General features: G+C 57.0%; 16 protein-coding genes, 1 tRNA gene, 2 rRNA genes and 5 pseudogenes. 9 read left to right on the forward strand and 15 right to left on the reverse strand.

Going from position 1 to position 20,583, the window contains the following annotated elements; translation table 11 throughout:
* Nucleotides 1-16: 16 nt before the first annotated feature.
* Both OEG84_RS13165 and OEG84_RS13170 read left to right on the forward strand, forming a co-directional pair.
* The gene (locus OEG84_RS13165) at nt 17-601 is read left to right on the forward strand and encodes a helix-turn-helix domain-containing protein (protein ID WP_267654177.1); all 585 of its coding nucleotides are present in this window, start codon (nt 17-19) and stop codon (nt 599-601) included.
* Nucleotides 490-894, forward strand: coding sequence for an IclR family transcriptional regulator domain-containing protein (locus OEG84_RS13170; RefSeq protein WP_267654178.1), 405 nt, complete (start codon nt 490-492; stop codon nt 892-894). Before OEG84_RS13165 ends, OEG84_RS13170 begins: the two co-directional genes overlap by 112 nt.
* A gap of 11 nt (nt 895-905) precedes the next feature.
* On the opposite strand, the gene OEG84_RS13175 is transcribed toward OEG84_RS13170, so the two are convergent.
* The 5 genes from OEG84_RS13175 to OEG84_RS13195 all read right to left on the reverse strand — a co-directional run bounded on the left by OEG84_RS13175 (nt 906) and on the right by OEG84_RS13195 (nt 5,457).
* On the reverse strand, nt 906-1,256 hold the full coding sequence (locus OEG84_RS13175) for an L-rhamnose mutarotase (protein WP_267654179.1): 351 nt from the start codon (nt 1,254-1,256) through the stop codon (nt 906-908).
* Nucleotides 1,253-2,116 carry a carbohydrate ABC transporter permease gene (locus OEG84_RS13180; RefSeq protein WP_267654180.1) on the reverse strand — a complete coding sequence of 288 codons (864 nt, stop codon included), beginning with the start codon at nt 2,114-2,116 and terminating at the stop codon, nt 1,253-1,255. Before OEG84_RS13180 ends, OEG84_RS13175 begins: the two co-directional genes overlap by 4 nt.
* Nucleotides 2,113-3,030 carry a carbohydrate ABC transporter permease gene (locus OEG84_RS13185; RefSeq protein WP_267654181.1) on the reverse strand — a complete coding sequence of 306 codons (918 nt, stop codon included), beginning with the start codon at nt 3,028-3,030 and terminating at the stop codon, nt 2,113-2,115. The genes OEG84_RS13180 and OEG84_RS13185 overlap by 4 nt, the downstream gene beginning before the upstream one ends.
* Nucleotides 3,031-3,100: 70 nt before the next feature.
* Nucleotides 3,101-4,393, reverse strand: coding sequence for an ABC transporter substrate-binding protein (locus tag OEG84_RS13190; protein ID WP_267654182.1), 1,293 nt, complete (start codon nt 4,391-4,393; stop codon nt 3,101-3,103).
* Between the two features lie 119 nt (nt 4,394-4,512).
* On the reverse strand, nt 4,513-5,457 hold the full coding sequence (locus tag OEG84_RS13195; RefSeq protein WP_267654183.1) for a Gfo/Idh/MocA family protein: 945 nt from the start codon (nt 5,455-5,457) through the stop codon (nt 4,513-4,515).
* Nucleotides 5,458-5,783: 326 nt separating this feature from the next.
* On the opposite strand from OEG84_RS13195, the gene OEG84_RS13200 reads away from it, so the two are divergent.
* Genes OEG84_RS13200 through OEG84_RS13210 form a run of 3 tightly spaced genes read left to right on the forward strand, consistent with a single transcriptional unit; the run spans nt 5,784 to nt 9,350 of the window.
* Nucleotides 5,784-7,313, forward strand: coding sequence for a hypothetical protein (locus tag OEG84_RS13200; protein ID WP_267654184.1), 1,530 nt, complete (start codon nt 5,784-5,786; stop codon nt 7,311-7,313).
* Nucleotides 7,314-7,315: 2 nt separating this feature from the next.
* Complete coding sequence (locus tag OEG84_RS13205) at nt 7,316-8,224, forward strand: amidohydrolase family protein (protein ID WP_267654185.1); 909 nt, start codon at nt 7,316-7,318, stop codon at nt 8,222-8,224.
* Between the two features lie 55 nt (nt 8,225-8,279).
* Entirely contained in the window at nt 8,280-9,350 is a 1,071-nt protein-coding gene (locus tag OEG84_RS13210) for an ABC transporter ATP-binding protein (protein WP_267654186.1), read from the forward strand.
* Between the two features lie 24 nt (nt 9,351-9,374).
* Here the strand turns inward: OEG84_RS13210 and OEG84_RS13215 are convergent.
* Nucleotides 9,375-10,507 (reverse strand): annotated as a pseudogene (locus tag OEG84_RS13215) (IS3 family transposase).
* Between OEG84_RS13215 and OEG84_RS13220 the strand changes: the two are divergent.
* Complete coding sequence (locus tag OEG84_RS13220) at nt 10,473-10,763, forward strand: hypothetical protein (RefSeq protein ID WP_267656316.1); 291 nt, start codon at nt 10,473-10,475, stop codon at nt 10,761-10,763. The pseudogene OEG84_RS13215 and the gene OEG84_RS13220 sit on opposite strands and share 35 nt — an antisense overlap.
* A 336-nt stretch (nt 10,764-11,099) precedes the next feature.
* Nucleotides 11,100-11,555 (forward strand): annotated as a pseudogene (locus tag OEG84_RS13225) (DDE-type integrase/transposase/recombinase); the annotation flags it as partial.
* Nucleotides 11,556-11,868: 313 nt separating this feature from the next.
* Here OEG84_RS13225 and OEG84_RS13230 read toward each other — a convergent pair.
* Nucleotides 11,869-12,657: pseudogene (locus OEG84_RS13230) on the reverse strand (IS110 family RNA-guided transposase); the annotation flags it as partial.
* 66 nt (nt 12,658-12,723) lie between these two features.
* Between OEG84_RS13230 and OEG84_RS13235 the strand changes: the two are divergent.
* Nucleotides 12,724-13,850, forward strand: a protein-coding gene (locus OEG84_RS13235) for an IS3 family transposase (RefSeq protein ID WP_267652815.1) whose coding sequence is annotated in 2 segments (ribosomal slippage) — nt 12,724-12,988 and nt 12,988-13,850 — 1,128 coding nt in all. Because the reading frame shifts where the segments join, the coding sequence is not laid out codon by codon here.
* Here OEG84_RS13235 and OEG84_RS13240 read toward each other — a convergent pair.
* The 3 genes and pseudogenes from OEG84_RS13240 to OEG84_RS13245 all read right to left on the reverse strand — a co-directional run bounded on the left by OEG84_RS13240 (nt 13,847) and on the right by OEG84_RS13245 (nt 15,648).
* Nucleotides 13,847-14,116, reverse strand: coding sequence for a hypothetical protein (locus OEG84_RS13240; RefSeq protein WP_267654188.1), 270 nt, complete (start codon nt 14,114-14,116; stop codon nt 13,847-13,849). The genes OEG84_RS13235 and OEG84_RS13240 overlap by 4 nt on opposite strands.
* Before the next feature lie 188 nt (nt 14,117-14,304).
* A pseudogene (locus OEG84_RS25535) lies at nt 14,305-14,472 on the reverse strand (class II D-tagatose-bisphosphate aldolase non-catalytic subunit); the annotation flags it as partial.
* 49 nt (nt 14,473-14,521) lie between these two features.
* A protein-coding gene (locus OEG84_RS13245; RefSeq protein WP_267652815.1) for an IS3 family transposase occupies nt 14,522-15,648 on the reverse strand; the annotation gives its coding sequence in 2 pieces (ribosomal slippage) (nt 14,522-15,384 and nt 15,384-15,648; 1,128 coding nt in all).
* A gap of 128 nt (nt 15,649-15,776) precedes the next feature.
* Here OEG84_RS13245 and OEG84_RS13250 point away from each other — a divergent pair.
* A pseudogene (locus OEG84_RS13250) lies at nt 15,777-16,316 on the forward strand (recombinase family protein); the annotation flags it as partial.
* Here the strand turns inward: OEG84_RS13250 and OEG84_RS13255 are convergent.
* The 5 genes from OEG84_RS13255 to OEG84_RS13275 all read right to left on the reverse strand — a co-directional run bounded on the left by OEG84_RS13255 (nt 16,254) and on the right by OEG84_RS13275 (nt 20,383).
* Complete coding sequence (locus tag OEG84_RS13255; RefSeq protein WP_267654101.1) at nt 16,254-16,523, reverse strand: hypothetical protein; 270 nt, start codon at nt 16,521-16,523, stop codon at nt 16,254-16,256. The pseudogene OEG84_RS13250 and the gene OEG84_RS13255 overlap by 63 nt on opposite strands.
* Before the next feature lie 3 nt (nt 16,524-16,526).
* Nucleotides 16,527-16,850 (reverse strand): hypothetical protein, encoded by a 324-nt coding sequence (locus OEG84_RS13260; RefSeq protein WP_267654102.1) that lies wholly within the window; start codon nt 16,848-16,850, stop codon nt 16,527-16,529.
* Between the two features lie 202 nt (nt 16,851-17,052).
* Nucleotides 17,053-17,129: transfer RNA gene (locus OEG84_RS13265), tRNA-Met, on the reverse strand.
* Between the two features lie 207 nt (nt 17,130-17,336).
* Nucleotides 17,337-17,451, reverse strand: a 5S ribosomal RNA gene (gene rrf / locus OEG84_RS13270).
* A 134-nt stretch (nt 17,452-17,585) separates the two neighbouring features.
* Nucleotides 17,586-20,383, reverse strand: a 23S ribosomal RNA gene (locus tag OEG84_RS13275).
* Nucleotides 20,384-20,583: the final 200 nt, after the last annotated feature.

The raw sequence follows: 20,583 nt of genomic DNA on the forward strand, positions 1-20,583 counted from the left end.
TCAGGAGTATGTTCCCGTGCCGTCGAAACAGATACCGACCGCCAAAGCCCCGCCCGTCAAAAAACCACCCAAGAAAGTTGAAAAACGCTCTTATGAGGCGCCCGCCCTTGAAAAGGGATTGGATGTTCTGGAGCTTTTGGCCGGCCTTTCGCGGGGCGTCAACCAGAGTGAAATTGCGCAACTCTTGGGCCGTTCGCTGCAAGAGGTCTATCGTGTGGTCATGGTTCTGGAGCGGCGCGGTTATATTCAGAGGCACACAGGAGAAGACGGTTTTTATCTCTCGAACCGGGTATTTGACCTCGCCCATCGCTATCCGCCGCTGGCGCGTCTGGTGGATCTGGCGACGCCGATTATGAATGCCGCCTCTGTTGCCGCAGATCAGGCCATGCACATCGCCATTCTCGACAAAACAGATATCCGCGTCGTTGCCCAGGTCGACAGCCCCGCCCCCTCGGATTTCGACTGCGCGTTGGTACGAAGAATCCGGCGATGGCCACCGCGTCGGGAAGATTGCTGGTGGCGTTTCAGTCGCCGGAGACCAAGGCGTGGATCCTTGACGAGCTGCGCCAGAACCAGTCGGCTGAAGATGCCGAGGCGTTGATCCGTCGTACCGAAAGGATTCATGCCCGTGGATACGAAATGGTGACCGGTGAAGGTTTGCAGGGCATCACCGATGTCAGCTTCCCGCTTATTGATCACAGCGGCTTTGCCACGGCGGCGCTGACCATGCCGTTCCTTCAGGCGGCGCGGCAACTGGTGGATTTCGATGCCGCCTGTCAGGCAGCCTTTGGTGCTGCGCAGACAATCACCGAGTTGCTGGGCGGTCGCCTGGCAGAGCCAACCTTTCCCCTCGCCCGTATTGCAGCCAAACGTCCCCCCGATCGGATCGGCTAGGCGAAGGATCGTCATGGGCCCGGCTCCTCTTGTGGCCTGTGGGCAAAGACCAAATCCAGCCAAAGCGGCGTGCCGTCTTCGTCACTGATTTGCTCAAACACATGCGCCAACGAAGCCGTCCAGCGGGACTGAACCTCACTTGTGGCGGTAACGCGGCTGGCGTAATCGAACCCCTTTACGGTGCGCATCGCACTCACGACGAGATCACCGCGCCGCCATATGCGATAGTCATAAATGCCTGCTGCATCCAGCAAAGCCAGTATTTCTGGCCAGACCGCCCGATGCGCGCGATCATATTCAGCGCCCATGCCGGGCTTCAGCCGGTACATAAAGACAAGAGGTTCCTCCGGTGCTGCGTTCATTTTACCGCTCCTGAAATGGCACCGCTCAGGATCTGCCGTTGAAACAGGAAATAAACAATCAGTACCGGCAAAAGGGCGATGATCATCCCCGCACTGATTAGCGGGATCGAGATGTCATATTGCCCCGACAACAGCGCCACGCCGACCATCAGCGTGGTGTTGTCAGATCCGCCCATGATGACAAGCGGCAGCAACAAATCATTCCACATCCAGACGAAATTGAGGATCGACAGCGCGGCCACAGCCGGGGCGGACACCGGCAGCAGGATCTGAAACAGGATACGCAATTCACCCGCCCCATCCAGACGCGCGGCTTCGATCAATTCATCAGGAATGGCGCGAAAATAGGCCACCAGCAAATAGGTGCTGATCGGCAGACCAAACGAGGCATAGGCCAGGATCAGCCCGGCATAGGAATTGCCGAACCCCAGATCGAGGATCGTGGCATAGAGCGGATAGATGATCACCTGACTGGGAATCACCAGCATCGAAATGACAAACAGAAACAAAAGATTTCCGCCCTTGATCCGCAATTTTGTGACCGCATAGGCTATCAACAACGCAGCAATGGTCGACAGGATCAATCCACCCCCGGTGGTGACGATGCTGTTCAACAACAGACGAGGCACGTTCATCCGGCTGAACGTGGCGATATAGTTTTCCAGACTGATCGCATCCGGCAGGCCAAGCGGGTTTTGCGCATATCCGCTGCGGGATTTGAACGAGTTCACAACCGTGAACAACAGTGGGTAAAGCGCGGCCACGGCGACCACCACCAAAGCGCCCGTCACCAACCAGCGCACGAATGTTGAACGGGCGCGCGCCCTGGCGCGCCGGCGTACCGTCATCATTGTGCTCATTGCGATTTCCCCCGGCCATCCCGATACATCTGGCGCACAACAAAGGTCGAAATCACCGCGACAAAGATGAAAAGCGCCATACCGATTGCCGCGCCCTTGCCCCGGTTGAGGAATTCGAACGTGGTGATGAACACCAGATACTCGGGCAACATCGTGGCACTGCCCGGCCCGCCACGCGTCATGGCGTAAACCAGCGGGAACATCCAAATCAGCATGCCCGACATGCACAGCACGGTCCAATAGCCGACAACTGGCTTTAGCAACGGCAGCGCAAAATTGAACAAAAGCCGCCAAAAACCGGCTCCGTCGAGACGGGCGGCTTCGATCACCTCCTGGGAAACAGTGGACAATCCGGCCAGATAGGTCAGTACACCCAGACCAAAAAAGCTCCACAGGGCGACGGCCGTCAGAGCAAACAGCGCGCTGTTCGGCCCGTTCAGCCATTCGATAGCAAAGCCCTCAAGCCCGGCCCCAATCAGCATCGCATTCAACGGGCCGTCCGGGGCCAGGATTTGGCGAAACATGATCCCGACCACGACTGGTGCGATCATATACGGCAGGAAATAGATCGCGCGAAACGCCTTCCAGCCCGGCGTGCGCTGAAACAGCAGGATCGCGATGATCAACGGCAGGAATACCCAAACCGGCAGGCTGAGAAACACCATAAAGGCATTGCGAAACGACGTGATAAACATCGGATCGCGGAAAATGGCCTCGTAGTTTGCCAAGCCCGCAAAGCTCGGCTCGTAAAAGCCCTGTGTTTTTTGAAAGCTCATCCATACAACGCGGATCAGCGGCACCAATTTGAACGTGACGGCAAGGATAATCGCCGGAGCCACAAGAAGCGCGATCAGCCAGATACCCGCCTGTCGGGACCCGCGGCGTTTGGGATTTTCTGATCGACGAAGATTCATGTGCGGGCTTTCCATATAACTCGACCTGGCGAATTGGCGGGGCGCATCTCGGATACGCCCCGCTCAGGCTTCAGTTTTTGCCAGGGCTGTCTTCGAGGGCCACCTGCATCCGCCCGACCCAATCTTCGACAGTCAAACGGCCAAGCGCGACCTCCTGCCAACCTCGAGCCAGCGCATCAACCTCTTGACCGCTCAACAGCACGCCCACATGAATCGTCGGCTTTGCAATGATTTCCCGAATTTGACTCAACGCTTCGGATTTCGGAAACAGCGCCGGGTCAACCTTTGAGTTAAGGGGAATACCACCGCCCAAACTGGTCAACAGATTGCCGTTTTCGACCCCGGCAATGAATTTGACAAATTCCGCCGCCGCCTCTGGTTTTTCACTCCAGGATGTCACCCCGAAAACGCTGCTTTCAACGCCACTGAAACTTTTGGCAAGAGGTGCCTCAGGAACGATGGCGGGCCAACGCATCGCGCCCAGATTTTCATCGCCCAAAGCTTCACCGAAGGCGGCCCAGTTTACCGCATCGGCAATGATGGTCCCGGCAAATCCTGCATTGCCGCTGGCGAAAATGTCCGTTGCGTCGGGCAGCATCGAAATTGACGGGGCGTTGGAATTTGACCAACCCTTCTGAGGAATTTCCGCCATGGCGGTCAAAATGCTCACCATCTTGGGGTCTGTCCAGGGCATGTCACCGGCCAGTACGGCGCGAATGTCATCTTCGGTCAGGAAGTTGCGCGCGATTTCGGGGAAGGACCAATAGGCGGGGAATGGCCCGGTCATCCCCAGCGCAAGACAGGTCTTATCGATGGCATTGATCGCGTCGCAGGCAGCCCCAAAGTCTTCCCAGGTGGTGGGCGGATTTTCCGGATCAAGTCCGGCCGCGCTCAGAACCTGCTTGTTGTAATACATGACGTTGCCTTGCAAACCGAAAGGCAGGCCGTAACAGGCGTTTGACAGGTCATAGCCCAGGCAGCCGCCAACACGCCCCAACAGATCATCACCCGCCGCCAACACATCGTCGGACAGTTCGATATAGCCCATGCGCCGGTCAAACAGTTCGAGCCCGGCATTCTGCTCCATCACGTCAGGGCCACTGCGGGTTGCGATATAGGGTCCTTGCACCTCGGCATAGCGGTCGAACGGCACAGTTTCCAATTCAACCTTGATGTCGGGATGCTTTGTCTCGAACGCTTCGACGAGCGCAGCCCAGTACTCCGGTCCGCCCGGTTGCCAGTTCAAAACCTTGATTGTTGTCACATCAGCAGCAAATGTGGCCGACGACAGCAATAGCGACACGGCAGCCCCCGTGACAAATGCACCGATGCGGCGCGAGATCCGTTTTTGCTTAGTGTTCATTTCTTTCCCTCCAAATCAGATATGCGCATTCCGCGCCCGTTTATTCGGCCGCCCAATAGCGGTTCGAAATTGGCTGATGTTCTTATTGTTTTTGCGGGCTTGTTTTGTGCCCGGGGTCGTCAGGACTTCGGCCTCACCCCTCCTTTGCGGCTGGATTCAAGGCCGGCATCCACAAGCAACATTGTTCGCATTGAATCGGTGACGTCAGTGACCAGACAGTCATCTTCGCCTGCCGCAAATCGCTGAAGATTGGCCATGACATAGGCGAAGGAGTCTGGCATCCGCTCACCCGCCAGAGGCAGATGTGTCCAGCTATTGCCCTCAGTCACAATCTCCAGCCGCTCCGGAACCGGCTGGACATAATCGATCAGATACCCAACCGTCAGATGCGCCGCGCCCCTTGTCCCTTCGACACGGATTGTCGCGTCGATATGTTCGGGGCCGAAGTTGTAAGTGTGGTTCAGCGACAACGCGCAGCGCACCCGATCCCCGTAGTCGAGGATGATGCTCGAGCGCGCGTCCGCCAAATCGGGATAGCGTGGATGCTTGACCGCTTTGGCAAAGATGCTGTCGGGCTCGCCCAGAAGTCCTCTTATCCAATCAAGATAATGAATCGAATGCAGCGGCATTTCGACCGCTTTCATATGAGGGATAAACGACCACAACTCCCAAGGCATATAGACAGCAAGATGCACATCAACATCGACAACCTCGCCAAACAGGCCTTTGCGAATAGCGTCTTCGATGGCCAGCATGGACGGGGTAAAGCGTAACTGAAAATTGGTTGCCGCAGTGATGTCACGCGCCTTTAGGGCGGCAACGATTTCACGCGCGGCATCGCCATCGGGGCCCAGCGGCTTTTGCAGCAACGCGGTCGCGCCCTTGGGCAGACGCTTGACGGTATCCAGAAGGACGGCAGGCGGCAGCGCCAGGTCGAAAACGCCTGTGGTCCCGCAAGCTGCCAGCGCACTGTCCAATGTGTCATGCACCACAGGCACTGAGAAATCGCGTGCCAAGTCATCGGCAACGTCGCGGTTCACATCAAAAACACCGGCAACCGGCAAACCCGTTTTGCGGTAGGCCGGAAGATGCCCGTCACGCACAATCCCGCCACACCCGATAATGGTGATCGGTCGGGGCTGCGACGGCATCGGCCACGATTGTCGCAGTGCAGCAAGCTCATCAGAAAATTGCGTCATGGTCAGGCCGCTCCTGTTTCGCACTCGACGCTAACATATTATCATTAGCGAAAACAACTATTGATATTTGATATTCATTCCGGTCTACTGACACCATTCAGACCAAGGGAGAAAACGGCATGGCAATCAATGGCGCACCCCTTCACGTACACGCTGCGCGAATTCTGCAAGAAGGGTCAGCACCGGGGGTCTTGGACACCCTGACGGTGCATCTGATTGACGATCCGGAATTGGCAGAGGGGCATTTCACCATCACCCCGGTTGCCGACGGGGTCGAACTTCGCGGGGGACCATTTTCTGGCGTGATCTATGCTGCGCAAGAGCTCTTGAAACGCTGTGGCCCCGACTTGAACCTGAGCCAACTGGGCGACGCGCCGATTTCCGATGGTCCCGGCATGCCCTATCTCAGCTTTTGGACATGGGATCACTCGACAAACTGGGAACTGTCCCAGATCGGCCACCAGGAAATCGGTGTATTCAATCCCTATCAAAAGCCGCCGGGCGGCTTTCTGGCCGATTACAAGCGCCTGGTGGATTTCTGTTCTGCGAACCGGATTGGCGGCGTCGTTATTTACGGTTTTCTGCGCGACAGTCACGGCGGTATCGAGGCCGCGCACGAGTTGTGCCGATATGGGCGGGAACGGGGTGTGCGCATCATTCCGGGCATCGCCATCGGCGCCTATGGCGGGGTGTATTGGGAAGGCAACCACCGCTTTAACCTGTCCACCTGGCTAAAGAGCAATCCCGAACATACGGCAAAGATGAGCCGCGACATCGGTTTTCAGATCGCCGATCTCGATTTTCCGCTGAACTTTCCCCATTCCGATTACACCATGACCGCCTGCCCAAGTGCACCCGAAACCATGGAATGGATGGAACAAGCGGTAACCTGGCTGGCCGAAACCTTTGATATCGGTGGTATCAACATCGAAAGCGGTGATTACGGCGTTTGCGATTGTGATCGATGCGTCGCGCGCCGCGCCAATGAAGCCGAGGCTGCCCGCCGCGAGGACGAATACGGCGACAGCTGGTCCCATTCCGACATGGCCGCAAACTTTCCACGTCTTTACCGCGCGGCCAAGGCGGCAAAGCCCGATCTTTGGATCTATTGCGAGATGCAATGGGACAATCTGGTCGAACCTGTCGCAGCCAGCGAACAGGCGAAATTGCCGCCCGGCGCGATCTATCAACACACGGCAAACCGTACATATTGGGCACGGTTGCGTGACACGGTGACAGCCGAATTTGTTGCCTCTCTGCCAACTCAACCCAACGTGTTGCGGTGCCAATTTGCCTGCCAATGGAACGGCGACGGTCGGACCGAACGTTATGCTTTCAATGCCCGCAGCTTTGCCGACATGTGCCAGCGCGGTCATGCCATGGGCATGAAGGGCCTGACGATCTGGGGCGAAGTATCTGCCTATAACGCCACCACCGAGATCGGATATCTGGCATTTTCGCGCTTTGGCTGGGACCCTACGCTGAGTTGGGAAGAATTCCTTGATCGCGACGTCGCACCGTTGTTTGACTCGCGCGAACAGGCGGATCGCTTCATCGCCATCGCCGAAGAAATTGACGCCAATGCGCAACTTCCGCTGGCCCGGCTCGACACGCTTGCCGAAAATGCGTTGGCCGAGATAACCAATGCGCCGCCTGAAACCGCCCGGCGCTGGCTGACGCTGATCGAGCGGATCACCCAACGCCGCTACATGGGCCACTGATCATGGCCGCGCTTGTGGACGACAAGGGACGTTACACCGGTCCGATCATCGATTCCCACCATCACTTTTGGGATCGAACGCTGGACCGTCACCCTTGGTTGCGCGGCAAAAATGACCCGGTGCTGGGGCAATCATGTCTGCCCCAGGATTACCTGGGGGCAGTCGAAGGGTTTGACGTGGTGGCCAGCGTGCATATCGAGGCAAACTGGGATCCCGCCGATCCGATGGGCGAGACCGACTGGCTTGATGCCCTGTCCCGTCCTGATGGCATCGCCGCGCGCTATGTGGCCTTTGCCGATCTGGGCCACGCCGGGGTCGAGCCATATCTTGAAGCGCTCGCCGGCCGCGAGCGGGTGGTTGGCATCCGCGACATTGTCAGTTGGCATCCTGACCCGACCCGATCGGCAGTCACTGATCGTCACCGGATGGCCGATCCGAGTTGGCGCGCGGGCCTGGCGCGGCTCGCCCCCCTTGATCTGTCGTTTGATCTGTTGATGTCGCCCTGGCAGATCGAGGATGCGCTGGATCTGGTGCGAAATTTCCCAGACCAGCGCTTCGCCATCAACCATTGCGGATCCCCTTTTGACCGCAGCCCGGAGGGCATGGCCCATTGGGCAAACGGCCTGAAACTTTTGGCAGAGGTCCCAAATGTCGTGCTTAAGATTTCGGATCTGGTGGCCTATGACCCGGACTGGAATGCCGAAAGCCTGTCCTCGGTTGCGCTGACCTGCCTCGACGCTTTTGGTATTTCCCGCTGCATGCTGGGCAGCGACCATCCGGTCGTCACTTTCCATGCAAGTTTCCAGCAAACCTACGACAATTTTCTCCGGACCTTTGCCGGGTTATCCGGGACCGAACAACATGCGTTGTTTGCCGGCAATGCCGCACAGTTTTACCGCATTCCAACCTGAGAGCATTGCCAATGCACATTCACCAGACCCACCATAGAGCAGACGGGGCGATTTCATGGGCGTTTTAACGATCAGCGATGTCAGGAAGCACTATGGCGGGCAGGATGTCCTCAAGGGTGTTTCCATCGACATTACCGATGGCGAGTTTCTGGTGTTGGTCGGGCCATCGGGCTGTGGCAAATCTACATTGCTGCGAATGATTGCCGGACTTGAGGAAATTAACGGCGGCACCATTTCCATTGAAGGTGAGATCATCAACGAGCTGGCCCCCAAAGATCGCGACATCGCCATGGTGTTCCAGTCCTATGCGCTTTATCCTCACATGACTGTGGCACAAAATATGGATTACGCGCTGCGGCTGAAGAAGATCCCGCGCAAGGACCGCGATGATCGGATCGCTCGGGTCGCCGAAATACTGGGCTTGACCCCCTATCTTGACCGGATGCCGAAACAGCTTTCGGGAGGACAGCGCCAGCGCGTTGCCATGGGACGCGCCATCGTGCGCGATCCGGCAGTATATCTGTTCGACGAACCGCTCTCCAATCTCGATGCCAAACTGCGGGTGCAGATGCGTTTTGAAGTCAAACAGAACCACGCTCGACTAAAGACAACCACAGTCTATGTCACCCACGATCAGGTCGAAGCGATGACCATGGCAGACCGAATTGTGGTGATGAATGACGGCCGCATCGAACAGATCGGCACCCCGCTTGAGCTTTACGACCACCCGGCAAATCTGTTCGTGGCGGGGTTCATCGGCTCTCCGGCGATGAACATGATCGAAGGCACGGTTGCCGATGGGCTTTTCACCGCCGCCGACGGCACCACGATCAAGCTTGGGGATCTGCGCAACCAGGTTTCCGGCGACATTGTTCTCGGCCTGAGGCCGGAACATTTCGTGCTCGATCCCGCGGGGATCGAGGTCGACGTGCTGGCGGTAGAACCCACCGGAGCCGAAACGCAGGTGATGATCCGTCTCGCCGGGCAGCCTGTGATTCTTACCCTACGCGAACGGCGCTCATTCATCCCGGGCGAGACCATCACCGTTCGCCCGGACCCATCGATGTGCCATCTTTTTGACGCTGCGACCGGTGCGAACATTCGACCCGATCAATCAGTGACGTGATTGAGCCCCCCATGGAGCCCCCGTTTATAAGTTATCTCGGTTGAGGTTTTTGTCTTCGTTTGACCGGTTAGCACATTGCCGTGGTGTCAGACCCACGAGGCTTGAGTGCGGGGCGGTGATAGTTGAAGTCGGCGCGCCATTCCGCCACCAGGTTGCGGGCATGACGTAGGTTGTTGAACAGGTGTTCGTTGAAAAATTCGTCGCGCATCCGGCCATTGAATGTTTCAACGAATCCGTTCTGCATGGGCTTGGCTTGCCCGGCGCGATGTAGTGCCATTCGACTTTACGGTCCTCCTGCTATTTCAGGATCGCGTTCGAGGCCAGCTCTGTCCCATTGTCACTGACCAACATGCAGGGGTAGCCCCGCATCTCGGCGATTTGGTCCAGTTCGCGTGCGACCCTAATGCCTGACAGGGACGTATCGACAACAGCGGCCAGGCATTCCCGACTGAAGTCATCAATCACGTTCAGGATGCGGAACCGACGTCCGCTGGCCAGACTGTCATATACAAAGTCCAGGCTCCAGCGCTGATTTGGCCCCTGCGGGACTGCCATCGGTACTCTGGTGCCCAAGGCGCGCTTCCTGCCGCCACGTTTGCGCACGGTCAGCCCTTCCTCCTTGTAGAGGCAAGACCGTTTCTTCCAGTCCTCACCCCGCAGCAGGACATGCAGACGCTGGTAGCCAAACCGTCGCCGCTCTGATGGGAGCTCCTTCAGTCGCGCCCGCAGTTCAGCATCGTCCGATGGCGTTGACGACCGTCGATAAACGCACGGGTCGAGCCCAACCAAAGCGCAGGCGCGTCGCTGTCAATATTCCCTCTGTGTAATGGCGCGCCGCCGCGCACCAGGCCTGAGAAGTTTTCCCAGAATTTCCTTGAGAGTGAACACGTCCATCATCTGCTCAGCCAGCAGCTTTCTAAGCTTGGTATTCTCGGCCTCCAGCGCCTTCAGTTTCTTGGCGCCCGACACTTCCATGCAGGCTAACTTCGCACGCCACTTATAGAAAGTCGCGTCTCTGACACCGTGTTTTCGGCATAGCTCCTTCGCACCAAGCCCGGCTTGATGCTCCTTCGGAATGCCCGCTCTTGGCAGATTGCTGCGCAATCGCCTTCCAGGCAATGAATGATCTGTTCTTCATCGAACCGCGATCGCTTCATCGTCCGTCTTCTTCAGCCGGAACGGACTACCGAATCGCGCACGTTTGAGAGGCACGGATCAGTCGTGATCGTGCCGGCAAAGGTCGGCAGCGGCGTTGAACACTACGTCCATGTTGCCAACGCGAGCATTCGTGTCACAATCGGCCCGATCAAGGACATAAACATGGAGTTTCGGATTGCTCAAGCGTTCAAGCACCGCGCCGTGATGACCAGCCGTTTCTTGGCGTTGGTATGGGAACGCAAAAAACGCCCGTGAGGGCGTTGATTTGGGACAATTCTTCATGATTTCGTTTTGCGAGGGCAGGATTTGAACCTGCGACCTTCAGCTTATGGTGCATAGCGCGAGGAGCTACCTCGCCAGCGGACGCGAAGCGTTTGCGCCAGCGACATTGTTTTGAATGTATCGAAGTAAAATTTGGTTGCGGGGGCCTGATTGTACAGAGACTTGTAATTCTGCAGCGCCGAACGATTGAAACACTCTCTGAAATGCTCTCATGGTTCCGATGAGAGCGCCAGATGACGCCAACGCCGCAAGGCAGGTCCAATCACACGCACCGACAGGGCGATCAGCGGCGGTAAAGGCCTCAATCAGGCGTCTGTCATCGACGTCTTCGCTCGCCGCATAGTTGTCTGGCGGGCGAGCAGGACGGCACATGCAGGCTTTGTCCTCGACGCTCTGGAGCAGGCGCTTCATGATCGGCGTCCCGCTCATGGTGGCGGCCTCGCGCATCACTCGGATCGAGGTGTCCAATACGTGTCCATTCGGTATTCCGAGCGGTTGGCGGAAGCTGGTATCGAACCTTCTGTCGGAAGTGTCGGCTACAGTTACGACAATGCCCTCGCCGAAACGATCAACAGTCTCTACAAGGCCGAGGTCATCCATCGACGTGGACGATAGAGGAGCTTCGAGACGGTGGAATTCGCCACCCTGGAATGGGTCGACTGGTTCAACCACCGACGACTTCTGCAGCCCATCGGGAATATACCGCCAGCCGAAGCTGAAGAACGATATTACGCCATGCTGGACGAAGCAGCTATGGCCGCATAGCTTAAACGAAATGGCCTCCAGCACACCCGGGGCGTGTGTGGATGCCCCCTGTTTGGCAAGCTTTATCTTCGATTTTTCGGCGGGGTCTTCGATCGGACGTGTGTCAGGCCTCAGGTTGTGGCCTTCGATGACGCCACGGGCCGGTATGCTGTTCGGAAAGCTGGGTTCACATCGGTTCAGAGAGCTGCAAGCGCTCGAGCCCCGGGTCTGAATTTCCCTGCCTTGAACTTCGAAGTCCGTGTCGCGTACTCCTCGTCGATCGCTCACCCCGGCCTTGCGGCCATGTCGTGCCTTTTCCCTTCTCGGTTTCAGGTCACGCCATTCGATAATTCTCTTGCTTGGTCGACATGGCCCAGATCATTCGGGCCATCTTATTCGCCAGCGCAACGGCCGCGACCATCCTTGGCTTGCGTGCTACGAGAGCAGCGAGCCAGCGATTCGAACTGCCACCCTTTCGGACGACCCAGCGGATCACGCTCATCGCTCCGACGATTAGCAGTCGGCGGATGTCGGTCTGCCCCATCTTGCTGACCGACCCCAGCCTGGCCTTGCCCCCCGTGGACCTCTGCCGTGGCACCAGGCCGAGCCAGGCCGCAAAGTTCCGCCCACTGTCAAAAGTGTCGAGGTCGGGCGCAAACGCCGCCACGGCGCCTGCCGTCACGGGGCCGATCCCGGGGATGGTGCAAAGCCGCCGCAACTCACAATCTGTCTTCGATGCATCTTCCAACTCGTTTGCCAGCCGTTCGATCACGTCGGTCAGCCGCGCGATCTGCTCGAGATAAACCGCCCCCATCTCACGAACCGGGTCAGGCAGGTCGCTGCTCTCGTCCGCCAACGCATTCTCGAGTAGTTTCAGGCTCGCCGGTCCCTTCGGCGCCACCAGCCCGAATTCGGCCAGATGTCCGCGGAGCGCGTTGATGAGCTGCGTGCGCTGCCGGACCAAGCATTGATGGGTGCGGAACGCCACAGCACGGCCTTGGGTTTCGGCACTCTTCACTGCCACGAAACGCATGGTCGGGCGCATGGCCGCCTCTGCGATAGCCTCCGCGTCCGCGCGGTCATTCTTCTGGCGCTTGACGAACGGTTTCACATACGCCGCAGGTGGAGTTGCCCCCTGAAAGTGGTCCACCAACTGGGATAGATTATCCCTCAAATTGGAGGATCAGCGATGGCTGGAAAACGAGAGAAGCCGGAAGAGATTGTATCGAAGCTTCGGCAGGTTGAAGTTCTGCAAGGGCAAGGTGCGACGATTGCTGACGCGGTGCGCCAGATCGGCGTGACACAGCAGACGTTTTATCGATGGCGGAAGCTCTATGGCGGGATGCAGCGATCTCAACTCACTCGGCTGAAAGAGCTGGAGAAGGAGAACCAGCGGCTTCGGCGGGCGGTGTCTGACCTGACACTGGACAAACTCATCCTGACCGAGGCGGCAAAGGGAAACTTCTAAGCCCTTCGCGTCGGCGCAAGTGCATCGACCATGTGCGGCGGGAGCTCGGCGTATCAGAACGCCGCGCCTGCCGCACGCTCGGACAACACCGATCCACACAGCGCAAGGTGCCACAGGGCCGGGCAGATGAAGAACGGCTGACCGATGATATCATCGAACTGGCCGACAAGTACGGGCGCTATGGGTATCGCATGGTCACCGGTCTGCTGAACAACGCGGGCTGGCAGGTAAACCATAAGCGGGTTGAGCGCATCTGGCGGCGTGAAGGGCTGAAAGTGCCACAAAAGCAGAAGAAAAAGGGGCGGCTTTGGCTGAACGACGGATCATGTGTGCGTCTCAGACCGGAACGGCCAAACCACGTCTGGTCCTACGACTTCGTCCAGGATCGAACCGCTGACGGCCGCGTCTATCGGACGCTGAATATCATCGACGAATACACCAGGGAGGCACTCATGATCCGCGTGGACCGCAAGCTCAACTCAACGGACGTGCTGGATGCTCTGACAGACCTATTCATCCTGCGCGACCCGCCGGAATACATTCGGTCGGACAATGGGCCGGAATTTATCGCCCAGAAAGTGCGGGATTGGATTGCAGCTGTTGGAGCCAAGACGGCCTACATAGAGCCAGGCTCACCATGGGAGAACGGATACTGCGAAAGCTTCAACGCCCGGTTCCGCGACGAGCTGCTGAACGGCGAAATCTTCTACAGCCTAAGGGAGGCGCAAATCCTGATCGAGCAATGGCGTATCCACTACAACACCGTCAGGCCGCATAGCGCTCTGGGCTACCGCCCGCCCGCGCCGGAAAGCATTGTCCCGATGGACCAGACGCCCATGATGCACTAATAATCAAACCGGACCACCTGATGGGGGCACGCCACAGGCACCAGACGCACTTCATGACCGTGAGACTGCGCCATCCGGCCCCAGTGATGCGACGTGGCGCATGCCTCCATCGCGACTACACAGGCCGGCTGCTCGCCCAGAAGCGTCGCCAACCGGTTCCGAGACAGTGCCCGATTATACAGTACCCTCCCATCAGATCCGACCGCACAAGCCTGAAAGCTGCCTTTTGCTAAGTCGATTGCCAGAATGCTGATCTTCGATGTCATTGATGCGCCCTCCGCTCGGTGAATATAGAACCGTCTTGGTATACCCGATGCCGCTGGGTGGGGGCATCCACCGCATCAGTTCAAGATGTCCCACGGGAACCGCACCTTACAAGCCAAAAGATCAACCCGAGAGCTCGCCTAAAGAGTATTCTGCTCACAGACCACATTTCAAATCGGATTAGATGCGGTCATTCAGAAGGCAGGTGGTCGATCCTACTTGCCTTGGAATAGGGCAAAAGCGCTTTACGGATCGCGGCGATGGTGAGGTTGCGTGCCGTCGGAGTTAGGCGGTTGGCAGACACATCATCATACATCCGGGGCAGGAATTGGCTGATCAATGGCTCAGGCAGATGCCTGTCTCCAAGTGCCTGTGGCGTGCCCCCATCAGGTGGTCCGGTTTGATTGTTAGTGCATCATGGGCGTCTGGTCCATCGGGACAATGCTTTCCGGCGCGGGCGGGCGGTAGCCCAGAGCGCTATGCGGCCTGACGGTGTTGTAGTGGATACGCCATTGCTCGATCAGGATTTGCGCCTCCCTTAGGCTGTAGAAGATTTCGCCGTTCAGCAGCTCGTCGCGGAACCGGGCGTTGAAGCTTTCGCAGTATCCGTTCTCCCATGGTGAGCCTGGCTCTATGTAGGCCGTCTTGGCTCCAACAGCTGCAATCCAATCCCGCACTTTCTGGGCGATAAATTCCGGCCCATTGTCCGACCGAATGTATTCCGGCGGGTCGCGCAGGATGAATAGGTCTGTCAGAGCATCCAGCACGTCCGTTGAGTTGAGCTTGCGGTCCACGCGGATCATGAGTGCCTCCCTGGTGTATTCGTCGATGATATTCAGCGTCCGATAGACGCGGCCGTCAGCGGTTCGATCCTGGACGAAGTCGTAGGACCAGACGTGGTTTGGCCGTTCCGGTCTGAGACGCACACATGATCCGTCGTTCAGCCAAAGCCGCCCCTTTTTCTTCTGCTTTTGTGGCACTTTCAGCCCTTCACGCCGCCAGATGCGCTCAACCCGCTTATGGTTTACCTGCCAGCCCGCGTTGTTCAGCAGACCGGTGACCATGCGATACCCATAGCGCCCGTACTTGTCGGCCAGTTCGATGATATCATCGGTCAGCCGTTCTTCATCTGCCCGGCCCTGTGGCACCTTGCGCTGTGTGGATCGGTGTTGTCCGAGCGTGCGGCAGGCGCGGCGTTCTGATACGCCGAGCTCCCGCCGCACATGGTCGATGCACTTGCGCCGACGCGAAGGGCTTAGAAGTTTCCCTTTGCCGCCTCGGTCAGGATGAGTTTGTCCAGTGTCAGGTCAGACACCGCCCGCCGAAGCCGCTGGTTCTCCTTCTCCAGCTCTTTCAGCCGAGTGAGTTGAGATCGCTGCATCCCGCCATAGAGCTTCCGCCATCGATAAAACGTCTGCTGTGTCACGCCGATCTGGCGCACCGCGTCAGCAATCGTCGCACCTTGCCCTTGCAGAACTTCAACCTGCCGAAGCTTCGATACAATCTCTTCCGGCTTCTCTCGTTTTCCAGCCATCGCTGATCCTCCAATTTGAGGGATAATCTATCCCAGTTGGTGGACCACTTTCAGGGGGCAACTCCAGGATGGCTAATGGATACCGTGTTGGTCAGCAATACGATGCCAAGGGTGATCGTATCCCCGGCATGCGCGAGATCGATACCGATCAGGCCTCCATCATCCAGGAGATATTTAGGGAATATGCAAATGGGCGGTCCCCTATTCAGATCGCCCAGGAACTTAACCGAAGAGAAGTACCCGGTCCTCGCGGCTACAAATGGCGCGATACCGCCATCCGTGGGCATGTGAATCGAGGTACCGGAATTTTGAACAACGAGAGCTATCGCGGCCGCACCATCTTCAACCGGCGCAACTTTCACAAGAACCCCAAGACCGAGAAACGCGAAGCCCGGATGAACGCTGAGACCACCTGGGTCGTTGTCGACAAACCAGAGCTCAGGATCATTGACGATGCGCTCTGGGACAGGGTCAAGCAGCGCCAGGTGGCTGTCCGGGACAATTACGAGTCAACGACAACGAACAAGCTGAACCGGACACATCGGCCAAGCTATCTGCTGAGCGGTATTCTGCGCTGCGCCCACTGCGGCGGTCCCTATGCTATTTCAGGGAAGGATCGCTACAGCTGCACAAACCGCGGCAAGAAGCTGCCCCTCGACAGCCTCGACGGAGGCATCTGCACCAATTCCAAGACGATCAGCAGGCAGGAACTTGAAGACCGTGTGCTGACCTGTATCCCCAATGCCCTCTGGAATCTGGTCAATATCGAGACCGTCATAACTGCCACCAAACAGAGCCTGGCAGCCCGACAGGCGAAGGCGGGGACCAGCATCCCTGCACTCGAACAAAAGATCGTTGCAAAGCAGCAGGAACAAAAATCAGTCCTCAAGCAGATCACCGATCGCATCCAGGCCAACCGTCCCGTCATTGCCAGCCTCGACGATATGGTCGATGAGCTTGAAGGCAAAATCACGGACCTGAAGCAGGAACTGGAAGTGGCCAGGACCACCAAGCCGATCAACCTGGCTGACGATGTGACGCCGGAAGTCGTCCAACGGGTTATTAATGCGGTGATGTACTATATGCGCGAGCATGCAGATGCCGAGACCAAGCAGCCGTTCATCACCATGATCCGCGGGTTGGTCCAACAAGTGGTGATAGGGCCGGCCGAGAACGGCAACGGCATTGAACTCTTCGTCCATGGTGCAATCGTGAGCATTCTGGCAACGATGGACACGATCAAGGCGATGGAAGCGGAATTCCGGACGGCTCAGGAGTACGAGTTCCACAACCTGATCGACAAGGGCGTTCTTGACACGGATCCCAAACGCAAAAAGTTCCTCGCGCTGTGTGCGGAGGAACTTGAGGGTAAGCGCCGAGAATGGCAGGACTTACAAGTTTCAGTGGTTGCGGGGGCAGGATTTGAACCTGCGACCTTCAGGTTATGAGCCTGACGAGCTACCGGGCTGCTCCACCCCGCGATAAATTTTGAGCTTCCGGGCATGCCCGGTCTTTTGTTCGCCGATCCTCGAGGCTTTGCCTCTGCGGTTCGGCTGGGGCTGCTCCACCCCGCGACAAGCCTTGAGCGAATGTTGCTCGAGGCATAAAAGCAAAAAACGGGCCGCGAATGCGACCCGCGGCAGTTCCAAGTTTCGTAAGTTTGAGAAGATATGTGTTGCGCTTTGCAGACCTGGCAGCGACCTACTCTCCCGCGTCTTAAGACGAAGTACCATCGGCGCAGGGGCGTTTCACGGCCGTGTTCGGAATGGGAACGGGTGCAGCCGCCCCGCCATGACCACCAGGTCGGCAAAGCGCAACATTGCACATGGCTACATGTGCAAGTTGATTGAGAAGCTGGCGGGAGGCTAGTCCCTTTAGTCTTATGAACACAATCGCTGGCACACCGAAGTTTGTTTCGATGAGCACAAGCAATGAGAACGATCAAGCCGATCGAGCTATTAGTACTGGTAAGCTTCACACATTACTGCGCTTCCACACCCAGCCTATCAACGTGGTAGTCTTCCACGACTCTCAGGGAATACTCGTTTTTAGGTTGGTTTCCCGCTTAGATGCCTTCAGCGGTTATCCATTCCGTATATAGCTACCCTGCTATGCCGTTGGCACGACAACAGGTCCACCAGAGATACGTCCATCCCGGTCCTCTCGTACTAGGGACAGATCCTATCAATATTCCTACACCCACGGCAGATAGGGACCGAACTGTCTCACGACGTTCTGAACCCAGCTCACGTACCGCTTTAATTGGCGAACAGCCAAACCCTTGGGACCTGCTCCAGCCCCAGGATGCGATGAGCCGACATCGAGGTGCCAAACAACCCCGTCGATATGGACTCTTGGGGGTCATCAGCCTGTTATCCCCGGCGTACCTTTTATCCGTTGAGCGATGGCCCTTCCACGCGGGACCACCGGATCACTATGACCGACTTTCGTCTCTGCTCGACTTGTCAGTCTCGCAGTCAGGCAGGCTTATGCCATTGCACTCGACGACCGATTTCCGACCGGTCTGAGCCTACCATCGCGCGCCTCCGTTACTCTTTCGGAGGCGACCGCCCCAGTCAAACTACCCACCATACACTGTCCCGGATCCGGATAACGGACCGCGGTTAGACATCCACGAAGATAAGGGTGGTATTTCAAGGATGGCTCCACACGAGCTGGCGCCCATGCTTCAAAGCCTACCACCTATCCTACACATGCCTTGGCGAATGCCAGTGTAAAGCTATAGTAAAGGTGCACGGGGTCTTTCCGTCTGACCGCAGGAACCCCGCATCTTCACGGGGAATTCAATTTCACTGAGTCTGCGTTGGAGACAGCGGGGAAGTCGTTACGCCATTCGTGCAGGTCGGAACTTACCCGACAAGGAATTTCGCTACCTTAGGACCGTTATAGTTACGGCCGCCGTTTACTGGGGCTTCGATTCAAAGCTTGCACCTCTCCTCTTAACCTTCCAGCACCGGGCAGGCGTCAGGCCCTATACGTCGTCTTGCGACTTCGCAGAGCCCTGTGTTTTTGATAAACAGTCGCTACCCCCTGGTCTGTGCCACCCTCATCTACTTGCGTAAACAAGGGTCACGCTTCTTCCGAAGTTACGCGTGCAATTTGCCGAGTTCCTTCAACGCAGTTCTCTCAAGCGCCTTGGTATTCTCTACCTGACCACCTGTGTCGGTTTCGGGTACGGTCTATACGGTGGAGCTATTTCCTGGAACCTCTTCGCTGCACCTCCAATCCAATAAGGAGATACAACACACGAGATCCGTCACTACCACCAGGCCCACGAATATTAACGTGGTTCCCATCGACTACGCCTTTCGGCCTCGCCTTAGGGGCCGGCTAACCCTGCTCAGATTAACTTTAAGCAGGAACCCTTGGTCTTTCGGCGAGGGAGTCTCTCACTCCCTTTATCGTTACTCATGTCAACATTCGCACTTCTGATATCTCCAGGAGCCCTCACGGGTCTCCCTTCACAGACTTACAGAACGCTCCGCTACCACGTGCAGTAAACTGCACATCCTCAGCTTCGGTGCATGGCTTTAGCCCCGGTACATTTTCGGCGCAAGACCCCTTAATTAGACCAGTGAGCTGTTACGCTTTCTTTAAATGATGGCTGCTTCTAAGCCAACATCCTGGTTGTTTTGGGAGTCTCACATCCTTTCCCACTTAGCCATGACTTGGGGACCTTAGATGGAGGTCAGGGTTGTTTCCCTCTTCACGACGGACGTTAGCACCCGCCGTGTGTCTGCCGACTAGTACTCCTCGGTATTCGGAGTTTGGTTAGGATCAGTAAGACGGTGAGTCCCCATAGCCCATCCAGTGCTCTACCCCCGAGGGTATTCGGTCGACGCACTACCTAAATAGTTTTCGCGGAGAACCAGCTATCTCCGAGTTTGATTGGCCTTTCACCCCTAACCACAAGTCATCCCGATCTATTGCAACAGATATGGGTTCGGTCCTCCAGTTGGTGTTACCCAACCTTCAACCTGCTCATGGCTAGATCACTCGGTTTCGGGTCTAATGCAACAAACTAATCGCCCTATTAAGACTCGCTTTCGCTGCGCCTACACCTATCGGCTTAAGCTTGCTTGATGCACTAAGTCGTTGACCCATTATACAAAAGGTACGCCGTCAGGCTTTCGCCCTCCGACTGCTTGTAGGCATCCGGTTTCAGGAACTATTTCACTCCCCTTGTCGGGGTGCTTTTCACCTTTCCCTCACGGTACTTGTTCGCTATCGGTCATGCACGAGTACTTAGGCTTGGAGGGTGGTCCCCCCACGTTCAGACAGGATTTCACGTGTCCCGCCTTACTCTAGGACAATGATAAGGATTACGTGTACGGGGCTATCACCCGCTACGGCCGACCTTTCCAGATCGTTCCACTTTACTTACCAATGCCACTGGCCTGGTCCGCGTTCGCTCGCCGCTACTGACGGAGTCTCGGTTGATGTCCTTTCCTACGGGTACTTAGATGTTTCAGTTCCCCGCGTTCGCTTCTTACCCCTATGTATTCAGGATAAGATACCTTGTAACGATACCTAGAAACCACAATTGCCATTGCTGACAATTCTGATTTTCTAGGCATCTAAGGTGGGTTTCCCCATTCGGAAATCGTCGGATCAAAGCTTATTCGCAGCTCCCCAACGCTTATCGCAGCGTATCACGTCCTTCATCGCCTGTGCATGCCAAGGCATCCACCGAATGCCCTTTTAACGCTTGATCGTTCTCATTGCCAATGCCCATCCCATTTGGCTTATTTGGCAAACCTTGCGGCAAACCAAAACCACCCTGCTTCCACTTGAATGGAAGCACCGAATGGCCCGGACCCTTGCAAGGATCAAAGCCATTCAAAAAAACCAGAGCCACCTTTTACGGCTCAGGTCATGTCAGATGTCATCGACGTGTTCGGACCAGCCTATTAT

It is taken from the genome of Hoeflea algicola (assembly GCF_026619415.1).
Classification (GTDB): domain Bacteria; phylum Pseudomonadota; class Alphaproteobacteria; order Rhizobiales; family Rhizobiaceae; genus Hoeflea; species Hoeflea algicola.